At 64.8% G+C, this 20,705-nt stretch carries 20 protein-coding genes; 15 read left to right on the top strand and 5 right to left on the bottom strand.

The annotated features are described in order from the left end of the window. Positions 1 to 526, bottom strand: a 526-nt coding sequence (gene hpt, locus FXF75_RS21870; protein WP_163524185.1) for a hypoxanthine/guanine phosphoribosyltransferase, incomplete at its 3' end; no start/stop codon positions are given. Between the two features lie 225 nt (positions 527 to 751). On the opposite strand from hpt, the gene mbhE reads away from it, so the two are divergent. The 7 genes from mbhE to mnhG are packed head-to-tail and all read left to right on the top strand — an operon-like array spanning position 752 to position 6,810. After that, entirely contained in the window at positions 752 to 3,148 is a 2,397-nt protein-coding gene (gene mbhE / locus FXF75_RS21865) for a hydrogen gas-evolving membrane-bound hydrogenase subunit E (protein WP_163524184.1), read from the top strand. Next, a complete protein-coding gene (locus FXF75_RS21860; protein WP_163524183.1) occupies positions 3,145 to 3,609 on the top strand; it encodes an MnhB domain-containing protein in 465 nt (154 codons plus the stop codon). Before mbhE ends, FXF75_RS21860 begins: the two co-directional genes overlap by 4 nt. Next, on the top strand, positions 3,606 to 3,950 hold the full coding sequence (locus tag FXF75_RS21855; RefSeq protein ID WP_163524182.1) for a sodium:proton antiporter: 345 nt from the start codon (positions 3,606 to 3,608) through the stop codon (positions 3,948 to 3,950). Before FXF75_RS21860 ends, FXF75_RS21855 begins: the two co-directional genes overlap by 4 nt. After that, complete coding sequence (locus FXF75_RS21850; protein WP_163524181.1) at positions 3,947 to 5,554, top strand: complex I subunit 5 family protein; 1,608 nt, start codon at positions 3,947 to 3,949, stop codon at positions 5,552 to 5,554. Before FXF75_RS21855 ends, FXF75_RS21850 begins: the two co-directional genes overlap by 4 nt. Next, on the top strand, positions 5,551 to 6,198 hold the full coding sequence (locus tag FXF75_RS21845) for a Na+/H+ antiporter subunit E (RefSeq protein WP_163524180.1): 648 nt from the start codon (positions 5,551 to 5,553) through the stop codon (positions 6,196 to 6,198). The genes FXF75_RS21850 and FXF75_RS21845 overlap by 4 nt, the downstream gene beginning before the upstream one ends. Continuing rightward, on the top strand, positions 6,188 to 6,469 hold the full coding sequence (locus FXF75_RS21840; protein WP_163524179.1) for a monovalent cation/H+ antiporter complex subunit F: 282 nt from the start codon (positions 6,188 to 6,190) through the stop codon (positions 6,467 to 6,469). Before FXF75_RS21845 ends, FXF75_RS21840 begins: the two co-directional genes overlap by 11 nt. Continuing rightward, the gene (gene mnhG, locus FXF75_RS21835) at positions 6,466 to 6,810 is read left to right on the top strand and encodes a monovalent cation/H(+) antiporter subunit G (protein ID WP_163524178.1); all 345 of its coding nucleotides are present in this window, start codon (positions 6,466 to 6,468) and stop codon (positions 6,808 to 6,810) included. Before FXF75_RS21840 ends, mnhG begins: the two co-directional genes overlap by 4 nt. A gap of 41 nt (positions 6,811 to 6,851) precedes the next feature. On the opposite strand, the gene coaBC is transcribed toward mnhG, so the two are convergent. Beyond that, positions 6,852 to 8,012: a bifunctional phosphopantothenoylcysteine decarboxylase/phosphopantothenate--cysteine ligase CoaBC gene (gene coaBC, locus FXF75_RS21830; protein ID WP_163524177.1), complete on the bottom strand. Its 1,161-nt coding sequence runs from the start codon at positions 8,010 to 8,012 to the stop codon at positions 6,852 to 6,854. A 251-nt stretch (positions 8,013 to 8,263) separates the two neighbouring features. Between coaBC and FXF75_RS21825 the strand changes: the two genes are divergently transcribed. Next, positions 8,264 to 8,611: a hypothetical protein gene (locus FXF75_RS21825; protein WP_163524176.1), complete on the top strand. Its 348-nt coding sequence runs from the start codon at positions 8,264 to 8,266 to the stop codon at positions 8,609 to 8,611. A 247-nt stretch (positions 8,612 to 8,858) separates the two neighbouring features. On the opposite strand, the gene FXF75_RS21820 is transcribed toward FXF75_RS21825, so the two are convergent. Together FXF75_RS21820 and FXF75_RS21815 are read right to left on the bottom strand one after the other, a co-directional pair. Then, on the bottom strand, positions 8,859 to 9,347 hold the full coding sequence (locus tag FXF75_RS21820; protein WP_163524175.1) for a 50S ribosomal protein L11: 489 nt from the start codon (positions 9,345 to 9,347) through the stop codon (positions 8,859 to 8,861). Between the two features lie 55 nt (positions 9,348 to 9,402). Then, positions 9,403 to 9,723: a hypothetical protein gene (locus FXF75_RS21815; protein ID WP_375335563.1), complete on the bottom strand. Its 321-nt coding sequence runs from the start codon at positions 9,721 to 9,723 to the stop codon at positions 9,403 to 9,405. 118 nt (positions 9,724 to 9,841) lie between these two features. Between FXF75_RS21815 and FXF75_RS21810 the strand changes: the two genes are divergently transcribed. The 6 genes from FXF75_RS21810 to artA all read left to right on the top strand — a co-directional run bounded on the left by FXF75_RS21810 (position 9,842) and on the right by artA (position 18,230). After that, entirely contained in the window at positions 9,842 to 10,951 is a 1,110-nt protein-coding gene (locus tag FXF75_RS21810) for a GTP-binding protein (RefSeq protein ID WP_163524174.1), read from the top strand. After that, a complete protein-coding gene (locus FXF75_RS21805) occupies positions 10,951 to 11,385 on the top strand; it encodes a TIGR04206 family protein (RefSeq protein WP_163524173.1) in 435 nt (144 codons plus the stop codon). The genes FXF75_RS21810 and FXF75_RS21805 overlap by 1 nt, the downstream gene beginning before the upstream one ends. A gap of 123 nt (positions 11,386 to 11,508) precedes the next feature. Further along, on the top strand, positions 11,509 to 12,270 hold the full coding sequence (locus FXF75_RS21800; protein WP_163524172.1) for a VOC family protein: 762 nt from the start codon (positions 11,509 to 11,511) through the stop codon (positions 12,268 to 12,270). 220 nt (positions 12,271 to 12,490) lie between these two features. Then, complete coding sequence (locus FXF75_RS21795; protein ID WP_163524171.1) at positions 12,491 to 14,590, top strand: BGTF surface domain-containing protein; 2,100 nt, start codon at positions 12,491 to 12,493, stop codon at positions 14,588 to 14,590. Between the two features lie 378 nt (positions 14,591 to 14,968). Continuing rightward, a complete protein-coding gene (locus FXF75_RS21790) occupies positions 14,969 to 17,122 on the top strand; it encodes a BGTF surface domain-containing protein (RefSeq protein ID WP_309221886.1) in 2,154 nt (717 codons plus the stop codon). A 181-nt stretch (positions 17,123 to 17,303) separates the two neighbouring features. Beyond that, positions 17,304 to 18,230: an archaeosortase A gene (gene artA, locus FXF75_RS21785; protein ID WP_163524169.1), complete on the top strand. Its 927-nt coding sequence runs from the start codon at positions 17,304 to 17,306 to the stop codon at positions 18,228 to 18,230. Between the two features lie 105 nt (positions 18,231 to 18,335). Here artA and dph5 read toward each other — a convergent pair whose 3' ends face one another. Next, entirely contained in the window at positions 18,336 to 19,109 is a 774-nt protein-coding gene (gene dph5 / locus FXF75_RS21780) for a diphthine synthase (protein ID WP_163524168.1), read from the bottom strand. Between the two features lie 145 nt (positions 19,110 to 19,254). Here dph5 and FXF75_RS21775 point away from each other — a divergent pair, with 145 nt between their 5' ends. Then, positions 19,255 to 20,568 (top strand): sodium:proton antiporter, encoded by a 1,314-nt coding sequence (locus tag FXF75_RS21775; protein ID WP_163524167.1) that lies wholly within the window; start codon positions 19,255 to 19,257, stop codon positions 20,566 to 20,568. The last annotated feature ends 137 nt before the right edge of the window (positions 20,569 to 20,705 follow it).

Below are 20,705 nucleotides of genomic sequence, written 5' to 3'. Positions count from 1 at the left end.
CTCGCACGTCCACGTTGATGAGCGTCTTCACGTCGTAGTCGGTGTCGTCGAGTTCGTTCGGCCCTTCCTTCTTGATGACCGCGAGCACGTCGGCCACGTCCGCGCCGATGTGTTCGAGCGCTTCGGTGATTGCCTTCATCGTCCCGCCCGTGCTGAGAACGTCGTCGAGGAGGAGGACCCGGTCACCGTCGTGGACGTTGTTGACGTACATCTCGTTCTCGGAGTAGCCCGTCTGCTGGGAGAGCGCGACTTCGCCCTCCAGTCCGTACTCGCGCTTGCGGATGACCACCAGCGGGATGTCGGTCATCAGCGACACCGCAGTGGAGATGTGGATGCCCATCGCCGCGGGCGTGACGATTTTGTCCACGTCCTCCAGTTCGGCCTTCCGGATAATCTGGATGACTATCTCTCGAAGCAGGCCGGGTTCCAGCATCGGAATCCCGTCGCTGATGGGGTGTACGAAGTAGTGGTACCCGTCTTTCTCGATGATTGGCGCGTCGAGCAGCGACTGCCTCAGTTTATCCATGTTGGGGGTACTCGACACGACAATAAAAGCTGACGGAATCGCGTGGCTACCGTGCGAGGGATTCTCTACGCCGTGGGACCGCCCCTCTACGGGGTCTGTAGCTTTTGGCGCACTTGGTCCGTAATAATTGAAACGTGTCTCGCCCACGGGCGTGCTTGTGGGCGACCCCGTGACCGCGACCCAAATTTGAGAACTGTTAAGTCCGGTCCGGGGCGAGTCTCGCACGTGCAACCGACACCGGACCCGGCAGCGTCGGCGGTACTCGCCGTCGTGTTCCTGCCGTTCGTGGCCGCCGCGCTGGTGCCGTTCGTCTACCGCGTACTGGGCGAGCGCACCGCCTACTACGCGGCCGCGGTGGCGCTGGCTTGCTTCGGTCTCGTGGCCAGCCAGTACGGCACGCACGGCGCGATTTCGGTCCCGTGGATTCCCTCGCTCGGGGTCTCGGTGAGTCTCTACGTCGACGGCCTCTCGCTGCTCATCGGCTTCCTCGCCAGCGGCGTCGGCGTCCTCATCCTCACCTACTCCGGCGGCTACATGCACGGCGAACCGGCACAGGCCAAGTACTACGCCGCGCTGCTCGCGTTCATGGGGTCGATGCTCGGCGTGGCGTTCGCCGCCGACCTCATCGCACTGTTCGTCTTCTGGGAACTGACCAGTCTCTCGTCGTTCGTCCTCATCGGTCACTACCAGCGACAGAAAAGCTCGCAGTACGCCGCCCGCAAGTCGATGCTCATCACCGTCTCGGGCGGTCTGTTCATGCTCGTGGGGTTCCTGCTGCTGCACGACGTGCTGCTCGACGTGACCTCCGGGGCGAACGCGTTCAGCATCGTCTGGATGCTGGAGCACGCCGAGCTAGTGCAGGAGCAACTCCGTGAGGCGGGGCTGTTCCTGCCCGTCCTCGGACTCCTCGGCATCGGCGCGGCCGCCAAGTCCGCGCAGGTCCCGCTCCACATCTGGCTGCCGAACGCGATGGAGGCACCCACCCCGGTCTCGGCGTTCCTCCACTCGGCCACGATGGTGAAGGCGGGCGTCTACCTCCTCGGGCGCTTCCGACCGATTCTGGTCGGCGAGGAGTGGCAGTTGCTGTTCGCCGTTCTCGGTCTGACGACGATGACGGTCGCCGCGATTCTGGCGGTCGGCGCGACCGACATCAAGGAACTGCTGGCGTACTCGACCGCCAGCCACCTCGGTCTCATCGTGGCCGGGTTCGGCTTCGTCTCCGAACTCGGGGGTGAGACCGGCGCGTTCCACATCGTCAACCACGCGGCGTTCAAGGCCGCGCTGTTCCTCGTGGCCGGCATCATCGCCCACGAGGCCGGGACGCGCAAGATAGAGAATCTGGGCGGGTTGAAAGACGACCTCCCGATAACCGCGGGCATCACGGCCGTCGCGGCGCTCGGGATGGCCGGAGTCCCGCCGTTCAACGGCTTCTACTCCAAGGAACTCCTGTTCAAGGCCGCGTGGGAGGCCGCCGCGCACGCGGGCGGACTCGCGTGGCTCTACCCCGCGGTCGCGGTGTTCGGGAGTATCTTCACCTTCCTCTACTCCATCCGGTTCCTGATGCTGTTCTTCGGCGAGAAGCCGACGGGCCTCCACAAGGTCCACTCGCCGCCGACGACGATGCTCGCGCCGCCGCTCCTGCTCGGCGTCCTCGCGGGCCTCATCAGCCTCGGCGGCGTCCTCGGCACGTTCGGAATCCACTTCGCGCCGTTCGACCACTTCGTCGAGGAAATCTGGGCGAGTACGCTCCCGCCGGAGTCCGACCTCCACGGCGGCTTCCACTACTACTTCCCGACCCACCTCACTCCCGCAGTGGCGATGAGCGCGATTACGCTCGTCGTCGGCGCGGCGGCCTACCCGTTCTACGGTCGGCTTCACCGCGGCGTGAACCGCCTGACCGACGTGGACGCCCTGCGCGCCAACTGGTACTACGACTCGGCGGTCTTCGGTCTGAACGACTGGAGCGACACGGCGAGCGGGGTCGTCCAGAACGGCCTACTGCGGACCTACGTGACGTGGGCGATGGCTGCCGTCGCGGCGCTCGCGCTCTCCGGCTACGCCGCGACGAGCGTCTCGCTGCCCGAGTTCACGAACTTCGCAGTCACGGCCCCCATCGCGCTCGTACTGGGGGTCGCCATCGTCGGCGCGATTGCGGTGTCCATCGCGCCCTCGCACATCTCGGGCGTGCTGACCCTCTCGATTCTGGGGTTCATGGTCGCGGTGTTCTACGTCCTCGCGTCCGCCCCTGACCTCGCGCTGACCCAGTTGGTCGTCGAGACCCTCACGCTGGTCATCTTCCTGATGGTCCTCGACAAACTGCCGGCGTTCTACGGGAACGCGGGCCGCGGGAAACTGATGCGCGACGGCGTCCTCTCGGCGGTCGTCGGTGCGACCGTGTTCGTGACCGTGTTGGTCTCGACCGCGGCCACGCCCGATAGCATCACCCACTTCTTCACCGACCCGGCGGTGACCATCGAAGAGGCCGGCGGCCACAACATCGTGAACGTCATCCTCGTGGACTTCCGAGCGTTCGACACGATGGGCGAGATATCGGTCGTCGCGATGGCCGCCCTCTCGGTGCTGACGCTGGTCGCCATGCGAGAGCGAGGTGAGACTCAATGAGTACGGTAATCGCACGAACCGTGACCCGAACAGTGGTACCGCTTATCCTCGTGACCGCCCTCGCCCTGCTGTTGCAGGGCCACAACCTCCCCGGCGGCGGGTTCATCGGCGGGGTGTTGACAGTGACCGCGTTCGCCCTGATATACATCATCTACGGGCTGGACTACCTCGAAGAGGAGTTGCTCCACCAGAACCGCGAACCCCTGCTGGAGTCGGTCGAACACGGCATCGTGGAGAACTACCAACTCGCCTTCGGGGTAGGACTGGGCGTGGCCGCCGTCGCGGGTCTCGTCCCGCTGTTGTTCGGCCACAACTTCCTCTACCAGACGTTCTGGGTGTTCCACCACCTCCCCGTCTACGGCGAGTTCGAGGTGGCGAGCGCGCTCGCGTTCGACCTCGGCGTCTACTTCGTCGTGGTCGGCGCGCTACTCACGATTCTCGCGGTGGTGGGAACCGAATGACCCAGTACGTCCTCGCCGCCGTGTTGGGCGTGCTGTTCGCGCTCGGGACGTTCCTCGTCCTGCGCCGGGACGTGGTCCGAGTCGTGTGGGGCGTCACCATCATCAGCCAGTCGGCGAACGTCTACCTCGTGACGATGGGCGGTCTCTCCGGGAGCGTCCCCATCCTCGGACACGGCGGGCACGGCGGCGAACACGCCGTCACGGACCCGCTGGTGCAGGCGCTCGTGCTGACCGCCATCGTCATCGGGTTCGGGACGACAGCGTTCGCGCTCGTCCTCACGTACCGGGTGTACGAGGAACACGGAACCATCGACCTCCTCGAACTGGGTGATAGCGCATGAGCCAGCAGTTCGTCGTCGCACCGCTCCTCGTGGCGATGCTCACCGCAATCGCCACCCTGGTGACCCGGCGGTTCGACCGGGTTCAGGTCACGCTCAGCCTGCTCGGCGGTCTTGGCTACCTCGGGGCGGTCGCGTGGCTGGTCTCGAAGGTGGACCCGCTCGGCGCGACCGAGGTGTTCAGCTACCAGCTATCGGGGTGGCAGGCCCCGTTCGGCATCACGCTCGTGGCCGACTCCCTGTCGGCGTTCATGCTCGCGTTCTCGGCGGTCGTCGCCCTCGCGGCGCTCGTCTTCTCGGCAAGCTACGTCGATACGTACGGTCAGCGGGTCTCCTACCATCCCCTGTTCCACTTCATGCTGGTCGGGGTCACGGGGTCGTTCCTCACCGGCGACATCTTCAACCTGTTCGTCTGGTTCGAGGTGATGCTGATGTCGAGTTACGTCCTCGTGGTGTTCTACAGCGGTCCGGAACACACCCGCGCCGCGCTCCACTACGTGGTCCTCAACCTCGTCGGGAGCGCGGTCATGCTGCTCGCCATCGGCGGTCTCTACGCAACCACCGGGACGCTCAACATGGCCGACCTCTCCCGGCGCGTGGCCAACCCGGCCGCGTACGGTCTCGCGGACGGGGGAATCGCCCCGGTCCTCGGCCTGTCGGCGCTGCTGTTCGCCGTCTTCGCGCTGAAGGCCGGACTCGCGCCGTTCCAGTTCTGGGTGCCTGCGGCGTACCGCGCCGCGCCCGCGCCGGTCTCAGCGATGCTGGCCGGTGTCGTCAAGAAAGTGGGCGTCTACGCCATCATCCGCGTGTACTTCACGGTGTTCGGCGCGGCCGCGCTCTCGGGAGTGTCGCTCCCGGGCTTCGCGGTCCCGGACGACGGGAGCGCGCTGCTGGCGTTCTACGGCCCGATTCTGTTCGTGATGGCGGCCGCGAGCATCATCGTCGGCGGCGTCGGCGCGGTCGGTCGCGACGACATCGACGGTCTGCTCGCGTACTCGTCCATCGGACAGGTCGGGTTCATCGTCCTACCGCTGGCCATCGCGGCGACCGCGCCGACCGAGGAGATTCGCGTCCTCGGCGTCGCGGCCGCGCTGGTCTACGCCCTGAACCACGGATTCGCCAAGAGCCTGCTGTTCATGGCCAGCGGCGCAGTGTACGACGCGGTCGGCTCCGAGCAGTTCCCCGACCTCGGCGGCCTGACCGAGACCGCGCCGTGGCTCTCGGGCGGGTTCTTCGTCGGCGCGCTCGCGCTCATCGGCATCCCGCCGCTGTCGGGCTTCTTCGGCAAGATGCTCGTGTTCGACGCGGCGGGCCGAGTCGAGTCGTGGCTCGCGTTGGGAGTCGCGCTGTTCGGCGCGATTCTGACCATCGCGTACTTCTCCCGAGCGTGGACCCGCGGCTTCTGGGGCGACCCGCCGCTGCTGGTCCAGCACGGCGAGGCGAAGTTCTCGCTGGTCGCGGTCGTGGTGGCACTCGCGCTGGCCATCGCGGTCCTCGGCGTCGGCTTCGACGTGGTGATGCGAGCCGCCGAGGCGGGCGCGCACGCCGCGCTCGACAGACAGGAGTACGTCGAGGCCGTCCTCGGTAACGGAGGTGGTCACGCGTGAAGCCCCGGAAGTGGCCGGTCATCGGCGTCCTGCTAGCGGTGCTCTGGCTGTTCGTCCGCGGCGTCTCGCTCGACCCGGCCGCCGTCCTCGGCGAGTTCCTCATCGGTCTTGCGCTGGGGCTGCCGGTCGCGTTCGCGTTCCGACGGTTCTACACCGAGCGGACCTCTCTCACGCGGAACCTCCGGGCGGCACCCTACGCGCTGCTCTACGTCGGCGTGTTCCTCAAGGAACTGGCGACCGCGAACTTCGACGTCGCGTACCGCGTCCTCGCGCCGAGCATGCCCATCGACCCCGACGTGGTGGTCGTCCCGCTCCGGGTCGAGACCGACGCGGCCATCACGACGATTGCCAACTCCATCACCCTGACACCCGGCACGCTCACCATGGACTACGACGACGAGACCAACACGCTGTACGTGCACGGTATCACCGGCCGGAACCGCGAGGCCGTGGTCGAACCCATCCGGACGTGGGAGGACTACGCGCTGGTCATCTTCGACGAGGACCGCAAGCCCGGCGACCCCGTGCCGGAGGTCCCGCTCCCGTCCCGCGGCGGACGCGCGGACGGCGGCGAGCGACTCGACACGTCCCGGACCTCGGAGGACGCCGACACGTCCAAGGGAGGTGAGTCCGATGGCGAGTGAACTGCTCGGGACGGTCGTGAACAGCGCGCTCGTCCTCACCGCCGCGCTCACCCTGTTGGCGGGCTATCGAGTCATCCGCGGACCGACGGTCCCCGACCGGGTGGTCGCGCTCGACACCATCGCGACGAACGTCGTGGCCATCGCGGCGCTGTTCGCGGTCGCGACCGGCCAAGGCCTGTTCGTCACGGTGGGTCTCGTCCTCGCCATCATCGGGTTCATCAGCACTATCGCAGTGAGTCAGTACGTAATCGAGGGTGACATCATCGAATGAACGTGATTCAACAGTTCGTCGTCGCGGCGCTCGTCGCCGTCGGGGGGTTCTTCCTGCTGGTCGGCACTGTCGGCCTGCTCCGGTTCCCCGACGTGTACAACCGAATGCACGCCAGCAGCAAGGCGACCACGCTGGGGGCGTCTTCGATGTTCCTCGCGGCGTTCGCCTACTACGGCCCGCAGGGCGCGGGCCTGACCTCGCTGGTCGGCATCCTCTTCCTGTTCATCACCGCGCCGACCGGGTCCCACCTCATCTCCCGGTCGGCCCACAAGATGGGCGTGCCGTTCTTCGGGAAAGAGGCCGAGTGGCCCGAAGAGGTAGACGAACCCGGGTCGGACTGACCCCGCGACTCCGATTCTCGAAGTCCGTCGAAACCCCAGAACTACTGCGACAGTTCAGTCGCCAACTCCTCTGCCACTCGCCACCCCAGCGCCGCCTTCGTCCCCTCGTACTCCCGGACGCTGTTCTCGCGCACGAACAGCGTCCGCGTCCGGTCGTCGCCCATCACGCTGGCGTCGTTGGCGACCACGAACGAGAGGGCCGCGCGTTCGAGCGTCTCGCGGGCCTCGGCGACCATCGCCTCGTCGTCGCCGGAGGTCTCGGCCTTGAACCCGACGATGGGGACGTCGCTGGCGTCCCGCACTTCGTCGATGAGTTTCGGCGTCGGCGACAGGTCGAGCGTGAGGTCCTGTCCCGAGCGAATCTTCTCGTCGGCGGTCTCGACGGTGTAGTCGGCGATGGCCGCGGCCGAGACGAGTGCGTCGGCGGCTCCGGCCGTCACTCGGTCGAGGACCGCTTCGGTCATCTCCGCCGCCGTCTCGACCTGCGCGACTTCGGCGTAGGGCACGTCGCCGCCCTGCTGGACCAGCGTCACGTCCGCGCCGAGGGCGTAGCAGGCGCGCGCGACCGCCCGGCCGGTCTTGCCCGACGCGCGGTTGGTCAGCACGCGCACCGGGTCGATGGGTTCGCTGGTCGCGCCGCTCGTGACCACGACGTTCCTTCCCCCGAATAGGTCGGGCGACGTGGCGCGCGCGACGTCGAGCGCGATGGTGTCTACGGTGGCGATTTTGGCCTTCCCCTCCTCGATTCGGGGGTCCACGAACTCGACGCCCCACGACTCGACGCGTTCGATGGCGTCGAGGACGCCGGGGTGGTCGTACATCGGTTCGTGCATCGCGGGCGCGACGACGACCGGCACGCCCGCGCCGAGCGCGGTGGTCGCGCAGGTCGTGACCGGTGTGTCGTCGATGGCTCCGGCAATCTTGCCCACCGTGTTCGCGGTCGCGGGCGCGACGAGCAGTACGTCGGCCCACCCGTCGCGGCCGCACAACTCGACGTGTTCGACCTGTCCCGTAATCTCGGTGACGACCGGGTTTCCGGTGGCGAATTCGACCGCCCACGGGTGGACGATGCCGCGTGCGCTCTCGGTCGTCACCGCTCGGACCGACGCGCCGCGCCGCTGGAGTTCGTGCGCCAACTCGACTACCTTCACCGCCGCGATGCTACCCGTCACCCCGAGCGCGACGTTTGTTCCCGCGAGCATTACCCGACGTTCGGTTCCTGATAGGTTAAAGAGGTACGGGTTGGAACCGGTCGCGGCGAGACGCCCCTCGGTCGGTCGTGGCGGAGTCCATCGGAGTATAAAAAATAGTAATCAAGCATTGAAACAGTTGCAACGGTCGGAACGAACTCGTTGCAATCGACGGGAGTGAGTATCCGGTTAATGTACCCCCGGAACCAGGATGGTCCTGTATGTCGGACCAACAGCGAACCGAGTCAGTCGATGACGTAAGCGTGGCTTTTGACCTCCTCCGAGACGCCCGCCGCCGCGGCGTCCTCTACACCCTGAAGCGCAACGGCCGAACGTCCGTCGCGGAACTCGCTCGGCGCATCGCTGCGTGGCAGTCGGACGAACGCGACGAGACGGACCCGAGTGCGGTCGAGACCTCGCTGGTTCACGCCCACCTGCCGAAACTATCCGAGGCGTCCGTAGTCGAGTACGACCGCGAGAGCGGTACGGTGGAACTCGCAGACGGCGGCGAGGAACTGGACCCGCTGCTGCGATGCACACGCGAACGTGAACCCGACCTGTTTCGCGCGACGCGCTCCTCGAACCTCCACGCGAGAGAGGTCGGCCAGTAGTCGCTCGGTCCGGGCCGAATCGTCTCGACGAGAAATGTAGGTCCGTTCTTCTCGATGGACGCTCTTCTCTGCGCTCGGTTCTCTTCTATACGTACGCTCTTTTCCCCGCTCCCTCCCCACCAGCGACTAGAGGGTCTCCGGATAGGGGGCGTTCGCCGATAGGGTCACCTGCCGACGAGTCGTTCGCGCGGGCGACGGCCCAACGGCTACCGGGTGAGGTAGAAAGCAGGAACGAAAGGAATCGAGGTTACGCTGCGGCTTCGTCGAGCAACACGTCGTCGTACTCGCCAGCGTCCACCTTCTCCTTGAACTCGCGGGCGTCGTCTCCCTCGATGGTGACGCCGAGCGAAGCGCAGGTGCCGACTATCTCCTTCGCGGCGTTCTTCGTGTCGTACGCGAGCAGGTCCGGATGTTTCTGCTCGGCAATCTTCTTCACTTGGTCGATGGAGAGGTCAGCGACGAAGTCCTTCTGGGGTTCGCCGCTTCCGGTTTCGAAACCGGCCTCGTCCTTGATGAGCGCCGCCGTCGGCGGGACGCCCACTTCAATCTCGAAGCTACCGTCGTCTTCGATGGTGATGGTCACCGGGACTTCGGTACCGTCGAAGGCCTCGGTCTGGTCGTTAATCTGGTTGACGACCTCCTGTACGTTGACGGCGGTCGGTCCGAGTTCCGGACCGAGGGGCGGACCGGGGTCCGCCTGCCCGCCGGGAACGAGTACTTCTATCGTCTCAGCCATACCTAAACGAACCCGCGGAGCAGTTTTAAGGCTTATCTTTCGGTCGTCGGGACTTTCACCGGACGCTCACGCCGTGTCGGCTCAGAAACTCGCTGGCGGCTTTGATTTCCACTGGACTCCCGATAACGCGGACGTAGCCGTCGTTTCGACTGGTCTCGTCGCCCGCGTCTTCTCGCTCGCCTTCGCGGGGTTCCCCGCTGCCGCCCGTCGCTCCTGTGGCGTCGCTACCCTCTCTCTGACCGGACCCGCGACCGCTCGCGTCCACCTCGAAGAACGTCAGCGTGAACTGCTCGTCGAGGTCCTCCCGGAATCCGGCCAGCACCTCGGCCGGGAGGACGAACTGAGTGCTATCCCGTAGCGTGGTGGGGTCCGGCATCGTCGTTTGCGAGGTGTTCTCTACCGGCATATTAACGTGTCGAAGTGCGAGAAGACGCGTCGGTGGCCCCTCCACAGAAAGAAAGGCTTTTTCGGCGCGCACGGCCGACTCACTGGTAATGGGACTGGAGGAAGAAATCGAGGACCTCCGCGAGGAGATAGCCGAGACTCCGTACAACAAGTCCACGGAGGCGCACATCGGACGGCTGAAGGCCAAACTCGCGGAGAAGAAGGAGAAACTCGAGAACCAGTCCTCCGCCGGCGGCGGCGAGGGGTACCACGTGGAGAAGCACGGAGACGCCACCGTCGCGTTCGTCGGCTTCCCGAGCGTCGGGAAGTCTACCCTACTGAACTCGCTGACTGCCGCCGAGAGCGAAGTCGGTGACTACGAGTTCACGACTCTCAACGTCAACCCCGGGATGTTGCAGTACAACGGTGCGAACATCCAACTGCTCGACGTGCCCGGTCTCATCGAGGGCGCGGCGCACGGCCGCGGCGGCGGGCAAGAGGTCCTGTCGGTCGTCCGCGCCGCGGACCTTGTGGTGTTCGTCCTCTCGGTCTTCGAGATAGACCAGTACGAGCGCCTGCAGAAGGAACTCTACGAGAACAAGATTCGCCTCGACCAGTCGCCGCCGAGCGTCAAGATATCGAAGAAGGGCAAGGGCGGCATCCGGGTCACGTCGAGCGTAGATTTGGACCTCTCGGAGGACGTGGTGAAGGAGGTCCTGCGCGAACACGGCTACGTCAACGCCGACGTGACCATCCGCGAGCAGGTGGACATCGACCGTCTCGTGGACGGCGTGATGGACAACCGCGAGTACATCCCCTCCATCGTGACGGTCAACAAGGTGGACCTCATCGAACCCGACTACGTCGAGACCGTCAACGAGGACCTCCGCGAGCATGATATCGACCCCGACGAGGCCATTTTCATCTCGGCCGAGGCCGAGCGGGGTCTCGACTCACTCAAGGAGTCCATCTGGCAGGAACTCGGTCTCATGCGCATCTACATGGACAAACCGGGCCGAGGCGTGGACCGCGACGAACCGCTCGTCCTCCCCAAGGGGAGTACGGTCGGGGACGCCGCGCGGCGACTCGGCGGCGAACTCGAAGACCGGTTCCGGTTCGCCCGCGTGAGCGGGCCGAGCGCCAAGCACGACGAGCAACAGGTCGGCAAGAGCCACGAACTCGCCGACGAGGACGTGCTCCGACTCGTCGTCCGGAAGTGATGGACCGGCCGACCGACCCCCGGCGACTGCTCGCGCTACTCGCACTCTTCTTCGCTCCGTGGACGGTCCTTTCGACCGGCGACTTCGTGTTCGCGTGGGGGCTGGCGACGTTCGACCCGGTCCACGTCACGACGCTTCCCGACTACCTGTTCGTCTACACGAGTGGACTCCCGAACCGCTTGCTCGCGTGGCCTATCGCCGTCTCGCTGTACCTGCTCGCGGTCGGGAACGCGGTTCTCGGCCAGTTCGGTCCGGACTGGGAGGACCGTCGAGTGACCGGCGGGTTGCTGGCGCTCGCGGGCGCGAGCGACTTCTGGTTCGCGCTCGGGATGGCGCGGCCGGGGTTGCTGGCGGTTCCGGTCGGGTCGGTCCTGCTCTGGATTGCAGCGTGGTGGTTCCACTGGTCGGACCTCCGGACCGCACTGTGGCCGTGAGTAGCTTCGGACCGCACTGGGTCCCCGGTGTATAGTCGTCGTTCGCGTGCCCACGCGTGATGGACCAACTGACTTTCCGCGAACGGTACCCTTTTCGCTCGCGAACGCCCAAACGTCGAACGCATGAACGCCACGCTCGACCACGTGATGATGCGCGTAGAGGACCTCGACGAGACGCTCGACTGGTACGGGACCCACCTCGACTACGAGGAGAAGGGTCGCTGGGAGGCCGACACCTTCACCAACGTCTACCTCGGTCCCGAGGACGTCCACGAGGAGGGCGCGCTCCTCGAAATCACGTACAACCACGACGACCGAACCTACGAGATGGGCGACGCGTGGGGCCACATCGCCGTGCGCGTGGACGACGTGTACGACGCCTACGAACAACTGATGGACGAGGGCGTCGAGGACTACCGCGACCCCGACTCCTGCGGTGGCTCCTACGCCTTCGTGAAGGACCCGGACGGCCACGAAATCGAAATCGTCGAGCGAGACCACGGCGCGCGCTGGAGCCTCGACCACACCATGATTCGCGTCGAGGACGCCGACGCCGCGCTCGGATGGTACACCCGAAAACTGGAGTACGAACACACCGGTCGCTGGGAGTCCGACACCTTCGCCAACTACTTCATGAAACCCGAGGGCGCGGCCGAGGAGGCAATGGCGGTCGAACTCACGTACAACTACGACGGACGGACGTACGAGTTGGGCGACGCGTGGGGCCACCTCGCCGTCCGCGCCGACGACCTCCAAGGCGACTGGGCGACGCTGATGGAACGCGACGCCGAGGACTACCGCGACCCCGAATCTTGTGACAACCGCTACGCCTTCACGAAGGACGTGGACGGCCACGAAATCGAGATTCTCGAACGCGACGAGTAGGGCGAGCGTACGGACTCCTCCGTAACCGATATATCTGCGCCTAAATACGCCGTTTTTAGCCTCCGTAGGCGCTGAAATGCTCTATTTCCCCACAAGGCATATGCTGTTAGCCATGCTGTTCTCTTTGCCGAGAGGCACTACCGTTACGCGCGGCCTTGGGTGGGGACGAGGGTAGAGTCGGCAACGGCATCCATTCGAACGAATACTGGAGAGTCTACACATGACACGAGTACATCAGTTACGGAGCGTTTGGCTGACGATAGTGGTAGTTTCGGCGATGGTCGTCGGGCCGGCCGCCCTCGCCGGGGCGGCGTCCGACGCGAAGGGGGTACAGGCCCAGACCGCGGACGACGCGACGTTGGAGCGACTCGACTCGGGGGAGACGTTCTGGCAGGGCCAGCAGTTGTTGGTTCTGGCCGGTGAGGAGAACGCCAGCGAGACGTGGCAGTTACGCGAGTGGGACGAGTCGGGTGGGGGCAACGTCGGCACGTTGGTCACCGAGTTCCTGCTAAACGGGTCGGGCGCAGCGACGATTCAGACGTCCGACCTCGTCGGCCAGTACGTGGTGGTGAACGAGAACGGGACCCCCGTGTTCTTCGCCAACGGGACGATAGCGGAGACGCCGACGGCGAACGACCCGAGTTTCGAGATAGCGGCCCAATCACTGAACGCCAGTTTCTCGGACGAGACGGTCACGACCGCGACCGGCGATAGCGCGCTGACAGACTTGGAACTCCGGTCGAACCGCGGTCAGTACCGGGTCGTCCTCCGGTCGGACGAACTCGGTGCCGGGCAACTCACCGAGATATTCGCGGCCAACCGGACGGACATCGACGGCGACGGCCAGCAGGAAGTCGTCCTGTCTCGACCCGTGACCGGTCCGCGCGACGCTCTCGACGCCAACTTCAGTACGGTGAGTCCCGGAGAGTACGAAATCGTCGTGAGTCCGGTGGACACGAACGTGACCGCACGCGCGACGATTCAGGTTCGCGAACCGGGCCAACAGGGCGCGAACCTCAACCAGAGCGTAATCGTCGAACAGCGCGGGGACGTGGCGACCTTCACCGTGCAACTCAACGGCACGCAGACCGCGACCGTCACGGTCGGCTCACAGGAGAAGAACTACCAAGCGACCGTGCGCGTTCGGGACGTGAACAACGACGGTCAGGTTACGCTCCGACTCAACACGTTCGTCGCAGGTCGTAACATCGCACCGACGGGCGGGTTCACCGTGGCCGAGGGCGACGAGATAATCGACTACAATCTCGACACCGAACCGTTGACGACGCCGCTCGACGCGGGCCAGTACGGCGTACGGACGCTCGTAGACGGCACCCCGACAGACGTGGCGAACCTGATACTGAACGAACCGTCGTTGCAGTCGATGACGGTGTGGACCGCACCGGATTCGGCCGAACCCGGTAGCGTCTCCGAGTTGTTGAGCGCGGTGAGCCGCGACGACACCATCGCGCGCGGGGACTGGGCGGTCGTCGAGGTCAGCGGGTCCGGACTGTACGGGTACCTTCAGGAGTCGGCCAACCTGACCAATCGGTCGCTCGGTCTGCAGGCGTCCATCCAGCGGACCAACCTCGGTCCGAACGCGGAGGCCCAGTCGATTCCGGCCCGCAACGTCACGCTCGTGACCGACCCGCAGAACAACCACTTCTTCATGCTGCTGGACACCAACGGGTTGGAGACCGACGGTCGGTACAACGTCACGTTCACGATGACCGAGGAGAACCCCTACGTCCAGCAGAACCGGTCTGTATCGACGGTCTTCAACGTCGTCGACCGGCAGGTGACGCTCCAGAACGCGACCGGCGACCAGCCGCTTCGGGTCGCGCTCGGACGCGGCACCGTCTCCGGTAACTCGACGCTCGCGCCGGGAAGTACGTTCGACGTGCGCATCGAGAGTTCCGGTTCCAGCGCGTTCCTGCGAACAGAAGAGGCCACCGTGAACCAGAACGGGACTTGGACGGTGAACTTCGACCTGCCGAACGTGGAGAACGGAACCGAGGCGCAGGTGCTCGTTCCGAACTACAACGTGAGTAGCGAGGCGGTGCTGGTCGAAGGCCAGCTCGCGGCGGGCGGACCCGCGGCCAACGAGACGACGACGGTACAGACGACGACAACGACTACGACCACGACGACAACGACAACGACGACAACGACGACTACGACCACGACCGAAGCGGAGACGACGACGGTGGAGACGACAACCGAAGAAGGCGGCGGGGGCGGCATCCCCGGCTTCGGCGTCGGCGTCGCACTCGTCGCGCTCGTGGTGGCGGCACTGCTGGCGATACGCCGTAGTCGGTAACTGAACGTAACGTCGCGTCCTACTCCATTTTTCGTCGCAGATATACGCTGACCGCGCAGCCGCGATTGGCACGTTTCTTTTATAAGGAAATCGCGACGTTCGGACTTCTCCCGTAACCGACGCCACGGACGGACGAAATCGGCCGTTTCTACCGGTCTCGGTGCTTCGCGATACCGAACGCGGTCGTGCGAACGTCTCTCAAGATACTTCACCGACAGATTCGGCTATTTCGACCCCTGAGGCGCTAAGGCGGCTGAGAAACGGACCAATAAATTTTCATGCTACGGAGTAACGAGCCAAGTCACAGACCACAAAGCACTTATAACCTTGGCATAACCTTATGTCTGTACCCCTACCCATGGTGGCAGTAGCGAGTACATGAGGCCCACATCCGGTGCGGTACCGGGTTCCCCCGAAGGGCACAGGAAAGGTGCTGTCGCCGACCGAATAAACAACCAAACCATGACAACAACAACAGACAAACTTCGCGGCGCTTTCCTTGCTGCGATGCTGGTAATGTCGGTTTTCGCCGGCACCATCGCCTTTGCGGGCGCAGCATCCGCGGCGGCAGGAAACGTCGAGAAGGGCGATGCGTTCGACCTGAACCCCGGCCAGCGTTACTGGGCGGGACAGACGGTCTTCACCGACGAGGCGAACAGTACGGAAACGACTGTCGAAATTATTGACGAAACTGATGGCTCCCTCGCTGACTCGTTCGTTACGGACAGTGAAGGCGACATCAAGTTCAGCACCAAGGGTCTGGAAGGCAACTACTACCTCCAGAACGAGAACGGTCAGAACCTCACCGATGCTAACAATAAAGTCCTCAGCTTCAAGGTCACGTCGCAGGACCTCAGCGCGAGTTTCGAGGACGACGTGGACAACAAGCACTCCACGAAGACGGAACTCAACCTGAACTCCAAGCGGACGAACTACGACGCCACGATTACCTCGAGTGGTCTCAGTTCTGAGGAGCTTGAGGGAATCTTCACCGACATTACGACCAAGCGGACTGAGAACGGTGTTGCTATCCAAACCATCCAGACTGAGACGATCAATACGTCCTTCAAGGATGTTGACGCTGGCAACTACACGTTCAAAGTCGAAGTGAACGACACCGGCGCGGTCGCCGAAGCCGACATCAACGTCTCGGCAGGTGGCGACGCAATGGCTACTTTCCAAGGTAGCGGCGTTGTCAGTGAAGAGCGCGGCGACATCGCCTCGTTCACCATCGACCTCGAAAACAGCGACAAGGCTAACGTCTCCATCGGTAGCCAAGACGTCAACTGGAAGGCCAACTTCACGGTCTACGACAACGGCACCGACAACGAGGTCACCGTCAACTTCAATACTTACAAGTCCGACAGCGGTGTGGTTAAAGACTTCGTGAGTGTTGAAGGTGACGACGCCGTTAAGACTCACGGAACCGCCAGCAATGGTGGTTCCATTCAGGGCGTTCACACTAACTGGGACAACAACCAGACGGCCGACCCGGGCGGTCTCGGCAGTCCCATCTCCGCGGGTCAGTACGAGATGATTACTGGCGTCAACGGTGAGGACGACGTCACCCAGCTCTCCCTGAACGAGGGTTCGATTGACGGTGCGCAGGTCTGGAAGCACCCGCGAAAGACGAGCAACCTCCCGAGCGACGTGAGCGACCTCGTCAGCAACGTCGTCAAGGGTGACTCCGTTGCGATGCAGGACCTCGCGGTTGTCGAGTTCACCGCGTCCGGTCTCTACGGTAACGACAGTCTGACCCATCACAACCTCAGCACGAACTTCAACGCGAGCGACGTCTACTCGCTGAACGTCACGCAGACCAACCCCGGCGCGAACGCTCAGCCGAACGAGTTCGAGGGTAACCAGACGCGTGAGGTCTACTTCGACTCGGCCAACAACACGGTCTACGCTGTCGTTGACACCAGTAGCAACGACATCAGTGTGGCCGACAAGTACCGCGCGACGTTCACGGTCCACCAAGGTAGCAGCGTCACTGACGAGGCCCGCTCGGCCAACACTACGTTCACCGTCACGGAGCGCGAACTCTCCTTCACCGGTGTGAACGAGAGCGACGTGCTCCCCGTCGCCGGTAACATCTCCGGTGACACCAGCATCGCTGCTGGCTCGGAGTTCCAGGTCCAGGTCAAGTCCGACTCCTTCGTCCGGACCGCGACCGCGACCGTTCAGGACGACGGTACCTTCGTCGCCCCGTTCGACTTCAGCGACGTTGACACGGGCACGGACGTCACCGTCTCCGCCAAGTCCGGCGATGCGAGTGACGAGGTCGACGGCGTGATTGTCGAGTCCGCAGAGACGACGACGACCACCACGTCGAACTCCACCACGACGACCACGACGGAGACGACGACCACGACGACGACGACCGCGGACACGACGACCACGACCGAAGAGACCACCACCGAGGAGACCACCACCACCGAACAGAGTGGTAGTATCCCCGGCTTCGGTGTCGCCGTCTCGATGGTTGCGCTCGTCGCCGCCGCGCTGCTGGCTCTCCGCCGCAGCAACTAGATAGCTAACTAATCACCGGGTTTCCCGGTCTTTCGCAGTTCCCATTTTTCGTGCGTTCGACTCCGTAGCGACTGCGCTCGTGTGGACGAAACGGACCGTTTCCGTACCCGTAGGCCGACGTTACCCGGCCCGACCGGAGCCGTCAACTCTTTATCCGGGGGACGCTTTCACTCCGCTAACAGTGACTTCGGCGTTAACCGACGGACTCGCGTGGCTCGCGATTGGACTGTTCGCCGCGGCCACCGCGCTCGACTGGTACGACGACGACCGCGGACGCGGACGCGCCCGCTACCTCGCGGCGGGCGCGTGGGGCGTCTTCGGCGTCTTCTGGCTCGCGCTGTTCCCTCACTTCGCCTTCGAACAGCGGAGTTTCATCGAAGGGGCGCTGAGTTTCGTCGCACTCCCTGCCTGTCTGTACGTCGGTTACCTGCTCTTGCAGGGGCGAGAGACCCTCTTCCTGCTCTCGCGGGCCGTCGCGTTCATGGGTCTCATCTACATGCCGTTCACGATGATTGCGCCGGCCAACGAGTGGCTCATCGAGACCGTGACGTGGCAGGGCGAGTTCGTCATGCGGTCGCTCGGCTACGAGTTTCAGGTCGTCCAACGCGACGAGACCATCCGCGGCGCGTACTTCTTCGCCACCGAGAACCACGGCGAGTTCACCATCAACGTCCTGCTTGCCTGCACGGGTCTCGGGAGCATGGCCATCTTCGGCGGTCTCATCGCAGCAGTTCGCGCCCCCGTCCGCCGGAAGCTTCGGGCTATCGCCATCGCTATCCCCGTTATCTGGGCGCTGAACCTCGCCCGAGTCGTGTTCATCACGCTCGCGTTCAGCCAGCAGTGGATGCAGGTGTTCGTGGAACCGACGATGTCGCTGGTCGGCTACGACAATCCGTACATGGTGTCGTACTTCATCTCCGACCGCGTCCTCGCTCAGAGTCTCTCCGTCGTCGCGCTGGTCGGCATCGCGTGGGCCGTCGCCCGCGAGGTGCCCGAACTGCTGACCGTCGGCGAGGACGTCCTCTACGTCGTGACCGGCGACGAGTACGACCTCCACGCGGCGGTGGGGACCGAGCGGCCGGTCGCCGCGGACGGGAACGGCGAGTGACCCGCGACGCCGTTCGTCCGTACTCCCGTTTGCAGAAGTACTCCGAGTTGTGAGATGATTCTTCGGCGGTACGGCGGGTAGTCGTCGCTCGTCCGGTGAGAACGGCTACTCGACGTCGAGCAGTTCTTCGGGCGCGTCGGCGAGTTCGGCGAGCGCGTCTGCCTCGATGTGGTGGAGGTCTCCAGGAACGACCAGTAGGTGGAGCGGGTCGCCGAACTGGCGGTCGGCGAGGTTCGAGAGTCGGTCGGCCGCGACCAACGGGTCCGGACTCCCGGCGCGCGCGACCACGACGGCCAGCACGTCGCCGTAGTCGTCGGCGAGCAGTCTGGCGGCGTGGTCGGCGGTCATGTATTCGTCGTTGCGAACTTTGATGTCGAGGTAGACCAGCGTGTGGAGACCGCGCTCGCGGTTCTCGTCGAGCGCGTCGGTGACGCTGGCGGGGACGCCGTCGGCACCGTGGGCGTACTCGAAGGGGAGCGTCGTGGCCTTGCCGAACCGATAGTTCTGGAGTCCGGTCAGACCGCTGGCGGCGGACTCGGCGGTCGGCGCGTGGACGACCCGCGTGTCGATGCCGCGCTCCTCGGCGCGGAGTCGGAGGTCCACGTGCGTGGTCGAAATCATCGTGTCGCCCGCCGTGAGGAACACCGCGTCGCCGTCGCTCCCGGCGCGAAGGATGTCCTCGGGGTCCTGTTCGACGCCCGCGCGGTCGCGGACCTCGATGTCGGCGTCGTGGTAGGATTCGAGGTCCTCGACGGTCGCGCCGAGGAGTCTGCTGGTGTAGAACTCGGCGAAGACGCGGTCGGCGTTCCGCAGGGCGTCCCGGCCCTCGACGGTTATCGAGCGCTCGTCGTAGAGACCGAGACCGACGAATGTGAGCATGTAGGCGATAGGGGACGGGGACGGCTATAGCCTTTCGAGTCGGCGCGAACCGAGACGTAGTACCGTCGTCTGGCCGACGGAACGTCTCCCGGACCCGTCATCTGGCCCACGGGCATTTACGTCGAAACACAGTACGTTGTGACGAATGGCCGCTTACGAAGCCGCCTTACTGCTCATCGGTATCGCAATCTTGGGGGCCGTCGTACTGCCGCGAGTTCTCTCGGACAAGCCGATGTCGTTCCCGTTGATATACGTCACCGCCGGAGTGGTCCTGTTCTCGCTCCCGTTGGGGGTGGAGGTTCCCGACCCCGTCGAACACGGGGAACTCGCCGAGCGACTCACCGAGTTCGTCGTGATAATCGCGCTGATGGGTGCGGGACTGAAACTCGACCGACCGTTCGACCCCAGAGCGTGGTCGAGCACGTGGCGACTGCTCGGCATCACGATGCCGTTAACCATCGTCGCGACCGCTCTGCTCGGGTGGGGCGTGCTGGGAACGCTCCTGCCGACCGCCGTCCTGCTCGGCGCGATAGTCTCGCCGACCGACCCGGTGTTGGCCTCCGACGTGCAGGCGTCCCCGCCGACCGAGGGGATGGACGAGGAGGCCGACCCCACGGAGCAGGAAGGGGAAGTCCGGTTCGCGCTCACCTCGGAGGCGGGTCTCAACGACGGACTGGCGTTTCCGTTCACGCACCTCGCCATCGCCATGGCGGCGGCCGCCGGGACGTCGTCGCTGGGGTGGTTGGGCGACTGGTTCCTCGTCCACTTCCTCTACGAGATAGTGGTCGGCGTCGTGATGGGCTACCTCGCCGGGCAAGTTCTCGCCCGGTTCATCTTCAGCGAACCCGTCACGACCCAACTCGGGAAGGTCATGGAGGGCGCGGAGGCGCTGGCGGCCACCCTCATCACGTACGGCGTGACCGAACTCGTCCACGGCTACGGCTTCATCGCTGTGTTCGTCGCGGCGCTCGAACTCCGCCACTACGAGTGGGAGCACGAGTACTACGTCGCGCTCCACGACTACGCGGTGATGATAGAGCGAATCGTGATGGCGTCCGTGCTCGTGCTGTTCGGCGGGGCCATCGCTGGCGGCCTGCTGGCTCCCCTGACGCTGCTCGACGTCGTGGTCGGTCTCACGCTCATCTTCGTGGTTCGGCCCCTCGCCGGAGTCGTCGGCCTGCTCGGGTCGCCGATGCCGTGGAGCGAGCGACTCGTCGTCTCGTCGTTCGGTATCCGCGGCATCGGTTCGTTCTACTATCTGGCGTTCGCGCTCAACGAGGCGTCGTTCGGCGAGATAGAGCTACTCGTCGCCGCCGACAAACTCTGGGCGCTAATCGGGTTCGTCGCGCTCGCGTCCATCGTCGTCCACGGCGTCTCGGCCAACTGGGTCATGAACGTCCTCGACCGGACGCGCGACGACGAGCGCACCCCGGAGTCCACCGAAGCCGAAGTCTCGTAGTCGCAGGAGGCATATCGCTGGCTCTCGTCCCTGCCGGTGTTCGCGCTCGAAACGGCCATCGACTTCGGGACACGCCTGCGCGAACACCGCAGCGCGGGGACCGCGACCGGCGCGGCCTGCCGCCCGCGAAGCGTCAC

The sequence above is a fragment of the Halorussus sp. MSC15.2 genome (genome assembly GCF_010747475.1).
GTDB lineage: Archaea > Halobacteriota > Halobacteria > Halobacteriales > Haladaptataceae > Halorussus.
Note: the sequence above shows the minus strand (reverse complement) of the source record. Positions and strands in the feature narration are given on the sequence as shown.